This is a genomic window from Azospirillum sp., from assembly GCF_035627195.1.
GTDB lineage: Bacteria > Pseudomonadota > Alphaproteobacteria > Azospirillales > Azospirillaceae > Azospirillum.
This window is the reverse complement of the sequence record NZ_DASPMG010000187.1, coordinates 1-4,798: the sequence shown is the minus strand read 5'-3', so window position 1 is coordinate 4,798 and position 4,798 is coordinate 1. Positions and strand designations below refer to the sequence as shown.

Genomic DNA, 4,798 nt, shown 5'->3' with positions numbered 1-4,798 from the left:
ACTGCTTGGTCATCGCCTGCTGGACGGCGACGTTGCCGATGCCGGCGGCGGTGTTGTTGGCGGAGACCACGTTCTGCGCCATGGCGGGGGCGGACAGGCACAGGACGGCGGCGGCGGCGAGCAGGGTGTGGCGGATCATGGTGGCGGTTCCTTCCGGTGAGTGGGGCGGGGCCGTCTGGCCCGGCGCGTTGTCGATGGACAGACCCTACCCGCTCCCCGCCCCGCCTTCTGTGAGCCGCACCACAAACCCGCACCGATCGATACGCCGGATCGCGTGCACGGATCAGCGCGCCGACGGCAAAGCCTCCTGCCGGTAGCGCGCCAGGGCGGCCCGCAGAAGGCGCGGCGTGACCGGCTTGTGCAGCAGCCCCAGGCCGTGACGCGCCGCGTCGGTCTGCGGCTCCGGCCCGATCTCGCCGGTCACGATGACGCCGGGGACGTCGGCGCCGTATATCTCGCGGATGCGCACCACGGCCTCCGTCCCGACGCGCCCCTCGCGCAGGCGGTAGTCGGCCAGGATGACGTCCGGCTTGCGGCCGGCGGCACGCAGCCGCGCCATCGCCTCGTCCGTGGAGGCGGCGGTCAGCACCTCGTAGCCCCACTCCTGCAGCATGGTCCGCAGGGCCAGCAGGACGATCACGTCGTCATCCACGGCGACGGCGAAACGCCCGCCATCCGGCATCGGTCCGGCGGCGTCCGGAACCGGTGGCGACGGAACGGCCCTGTCCCGCGCCCCGGCGACGAGCGGAACCTCGACCGTGAACACGGAGCCGCCGCCCGGCCGCGACTGGGCGCGCACCGGGTGGCCGAGCAGCGTCGACAGGCGGCGCACGATGGCAAGCCCCAGCCCCAGCCCCTGCGCGCGGTCCCGCTCCGGGTTGCCGACCTGATAGAACTCCTCGAAGATCCGCCCCAGCTGGTCCGGCGGGATGCCGATTCCGGTGTCGCGCACCTCGATCAGCAGACGGCCGCCTTCCGCCGTGCAGTCCAGCGCAACCGTGCCGCGCTGGGTGTAGCGGATGGCGTTCTCGATCAGGTTGCGGACCATGCGGCCGAGCAGGACCCGGTCGCTGCGCACCACGGCGTCGCACGGCGCGACCCGCCACGCCAGCCCCTTGGCCTGGGCGATCGGCGTGTAGGCGGCGGCCAGCGGCTCGATGATCTCGCGCACGGCGATCTCCTCGAACTGCGGCTGCACGATGCCGGCGTCCAGGCGCGACACGTCGAGCAAACCGTCCAGCAGCCCCTTCAGCGCGTCCAGCCCCTGCTGGAGGTGATCCAGCGCCGTACACCCCGCGGTGTCCGCGACGTGCGGGCGCAGCGCCTCGGCGAACAGCAGGATGGACTGCATGGGCTGGCGCAGGTCATGGCTGGCCGACGCGAGGAAGCGGCTCTTCGAGCGGTTCGCCTCCTCGGCCAGTTCGCGCGCGCGATGAATGTCGTCCACGTCCATGGCGGTGCCGACCCAGGCGACGATGCGACCCTGCTGGCGCAACGGGCTGACGCGGCCGATGTGCCAGCGGTAGGCGCGGTCGGCGCGGCGCAGGCGCAGCTCGTACTCGTAGGGTTCACCGGCGGCGAGGGCACGCTCGCGCAGCTCCTGGATGCGCTCGCGGTCGTCGGGGTGGACGGCGTCCCAGCGCGTGCCCTCCGCGGTCTCCTGCCCGGTGTAGGTCCGCCAGGCGAGGTTGAAGAACTCGGCCACGCCGTTGGCGCGGTTCACCCACATCAGCTGCGGCGCGTTCTCCACCAGCGCGCGGAACCGCTCCTCGCTGGCGCGCAACGCCTCCTCGGCGCGCTTGCGGTCGGTGATGTCGCGCGCCACGCCGACCAGGCCGACGATGCGGCCGTCGGAGTCGCGCAGCGGCGTCTTCGCCGTGGAAAAGGCGCGCGGGTCGTCCCGGCCGGCCACCGGGACGACCTCCTCGATGGTCTCGCTGCGGCCGGTCGCCAAGATGTGCCGGTCCGTCCGTTCGATGCGGGCCGCGGCGGCGGCGGGAAACAGCTCGGCGTCCATGCACCCCACCACCTCCTCGCGGGCGCGGCCGAAGACCTGCGCGGCGGCGGAGTTGACCGACACGTACCGGCCGGCCAGGTCCTTCACGAAGATCGGGTCCGTGGTGCTCTCCAGCACGCCTTCGAACAGGGCGTGCCCTTCGCGCAACGCGCGCTCGGCCGCCTTGCGGCGCGACACGTCGCGCAGGATGCCGGTGAAGTGGCGCCGGCCGCCCATCCACCACTCGGCGATCGACAGCTCCACGGGGAAGGTCCAGCCGTCGCGGTGCCGCCCCTCCACCTCGCGGCCGATGCCGATGACGCGGCGCTCGCCCGTGTTCAGGTAGCGGTCGATGTACTCCCGGTGCCGCGCCGCGTCGGCCTGCGGCATCAGCAGGGCGATGCACTGCCCGACCGCTTCGGCGGCGGTGTAGCCGAACATCCGCTCGGCCGCCGCGTTGAAGGCGTGCATCACGCCCTGCTCGTCGATGACGATCATGGCGTCGACCGCGGTCTCAACCACCGCACGGTAGCGCGCCTCCGCCTGCTCGGCGGCGGCGCGGGCCTCGGCCTCCGCCCGCCGGGCGTCGTCGGCCGCCCGTCGTGCGGCGCGCATCTCCAGCTCGTGCACGACGATGCGGGCGAACTCCTCCAGGTCGCGGCGCGCCTCGTCGCTGAACTCGAAATGCGGCAGGGAGTCGATGACGCAGAAGGTGCCGAGCAGCAGCCCCTCCGGCGTCTTCAGCGGGGCCCCGGCGTAGAAGCGGATATAGGGCGGGCCGGTGACCAGGTCGTTTTCGACGAACCGCTCGTCCCGGGTGGCGTCGTGCACCACCATGACCTCGTCCGTCAGGATGGCGTAGGCGCAGAAGGCCAGCCGGCGCGGGACGTCCGGCGCCTCGAACCCGTAGCGGGCCTTGAACCACTGGCGGGTCTCGTCGACCAGGCTGACCAGCACCGTCGGCATCCCGAAATGGCGGGTGGCCAGCTGCGTCAGGCGGTCGAACTCGGGGTCGGGCGGCGTGTCGAGCACGCAGTAGCCCTTGAGCTTGTTGATCCGGGCAAGCTCGTTCAGGGGCCAGGGTGGTTCGGTAGTGCTTGGCGGTTCAGTGGCGCTCAAGGGTTGCCGCACTCAGGAAAGCCGAATGTTCACACTTCCATCATGCAACAACCAAGCGCCGATATCAGCTATTAACCATACGCGGACTGCGTCACTACACTTCTGTGCCGCGCGTCTCATATCCGCTGAAGTCCACCGGGCGCGGCCGATAGCCGTTTGCGAACAGCGGCGAGGAGACCACCATGTCGGCGGTGGACTCGTTGCAGGCCATGGGAATGTTGTACAGCGTCGCCAGCCGGGTCAGCGCCTTGACGTCCACGTCGTGCGGCTGCGCCGTCATGGGATCGACGAAGAAGACCAGAAGGTCGATGCGCCCCTCGGCGATCATGGCGCCGATCTGCTGGTCACCGCCCAGCGGCCCGCTTTTCAGCGGCGTGACCTCCAGGCCGGGGTGCGCCGCGCTGACCTTCTGGCCGGTGGTGCCGGTGGCCCAGAAGGCGTGCCCGTCCAGCAGGCGGATGTTGGCACCGATCCACGCGATCAGGTCGGCCTTGCGGGCGTCGTGGGCGACCAGGGCGATGCGCTTGCGGGTCATGGGACCTTTTCCATCCAAATGCGGGACCGCCGCGCCCGCGCGTGAACGCGGGCGCGGCGGCTTGGCTCACGCGACCGTCAGCGCGATGGTCCCGAACCCTTCGTAGCGGGCAACGCACCGGGCGCCGGGCTTGATGAAGATGGTGCCGGTGCACGAGCCGGTGGTCACCGTGTCGCCGGCGTGCAGGCCGCCGAACGGGCGCGACCCGACGTTGGCCAGCCATGTCAGCAGGTTGACCGGATCGCCGGCGGAGTTGCCGCCCACCACGCTCGCCGCCGCCTTGCCGTCGATCTCCAGCGTAATGGGCAGGCGCACCGGGTCGACGGCGCGCCAGTTCTCCACCGCCTTGCCGACGATCAGCGCGCCGTGGTTCGCCTGGTCGGCCATGTGGCTCAGCGCGTCCTGCGCGCCATAGGTCACGAAGCGGGTGTCGCAGATCTCGAACGCCGGGTGGACGGAACCGACGGCGTCCAGCACCTCCTCGCGCGTCCACGGCCGGTCGCCGACGGGCAGGTCGCGGGCAAGGCGGTAGACGATCTCCGCCTCGATGCCGATGACGTGGAATTGGGAGGCCGGCAGGCGTTCGGTGTCGAAATACAGGGTCGCGGCGTTGATCGGCGCGCAGGTCGGCTCGGCATCCGGGGCCGGGCCGCCGACCTTCCAGGCGGTGACGGGACCCAGGCGGCGCGCCACCTCGTTCATGACGGCGTAGGCCTCGTCCCGGGTGGACGGGCGGGCGGTGGCGGGCAGTTCGCTCAGCAGGCGGTGCTCCCGGCGGGCGGCGAGCAGGACCTCGACGGCCTCGGCCACGGCCGGGACCCCAGCGATGGCATTGGTGATGGCGTTCATGGGGACGTTCCTTTCGATGGCGGGGGGCCACCGGGGCGGGCGCCCCTTTCAGGGCGCCCGGTGCGGGCCGGTCATTCCGCGGCGGTCATTCCGCGGGGGAGACCTTGAGGGCGACGGGCGCCGCTTCGGCCTGTTCGGCGGCCTGCTGCGCGGCAAGGTAGCGGGGCGACAGGACGCCGTAGCGCTTGGCCCACCACGCGGTGAGGACCGGGGTCAGCAGCGAGGTGACGACGACGCAGGTGGCGACCAGGGCGGTGGCGGCCGGGGCGACCGGGGCGAACGTCGGCTCGATCGAGGCG

At 71.7% G+C, this 4,798-nt stretch carries 4 protein-coding genes; all 4 read right to left on the bottom strand.

Features of this window, described 5'->3' with window-relative positions:
- Positions 1 to 283: 283 nt before the first annotated feature.
- Positions 284 to 3,115 (bottom strand): PAS domain S-box protein, encoded by a 2,832-nt coding sequence (locus tag VED21_RS17350; RefSeq protein WP_324884244.1) that lies wholly within the window; start codon positions 3,113 to 3,115, stop codon positions 284 to 286.
- 94 nt (positions 3,116 to 3,209) lie between these two features.
- Positions 3,210 to 3,650, bottom strand: coding sequence for a methylglyoxal synthase (locus tag VED21_RS17345; protein WP_324884242.1), 441 nt, complete (start codon positions 3,648 to 3,650; stop codon positions 3,210 to 3,212).
- A 66-nt stretch (positions 3,651 to 3,716) separates the two neighbouring features.
- Positions 3,717 to 4,499 carry a 2-keto-4-pentenoate hydratase gene (locus tag VED21_RS17340; RefSeq protein WP_324884240.1) on the bottom strand — a complete coding sequence of 261 codons (783 nt, stop codon included), beginning with the start codon at positions 4,497 to 4,499 and terminating at the stop codon, positions 3,717 to 3,719.
- Positions 4,500 to 4,584: 85 nt separating this feature from the next.
- Positions 4,585 to 4,798 (bottom strand): 2-keto-3-deoxygluconate permease (locus tag VED21_RS17335; protein WP_324884238.1); only part of this gene is annotated, 214 nt, incomplete at its 5' end.

Coding starts and splice junctions, on each gene's coding strand:
- VED21_RS17340 (WP_324884240.1), bottom strand. CDS start 4,499: ATGAACGCCATCACCAATGCCATCGCTGGGGTCCCGGCCGTGGCCGAG.
- VED21_RS17345 (WP_324884242.1), bottom strand. CDS start 3,650: ATGACCCGCAAGCGCATCGCCCTGGTCGCCCACGACGCCCGCAAGGCC.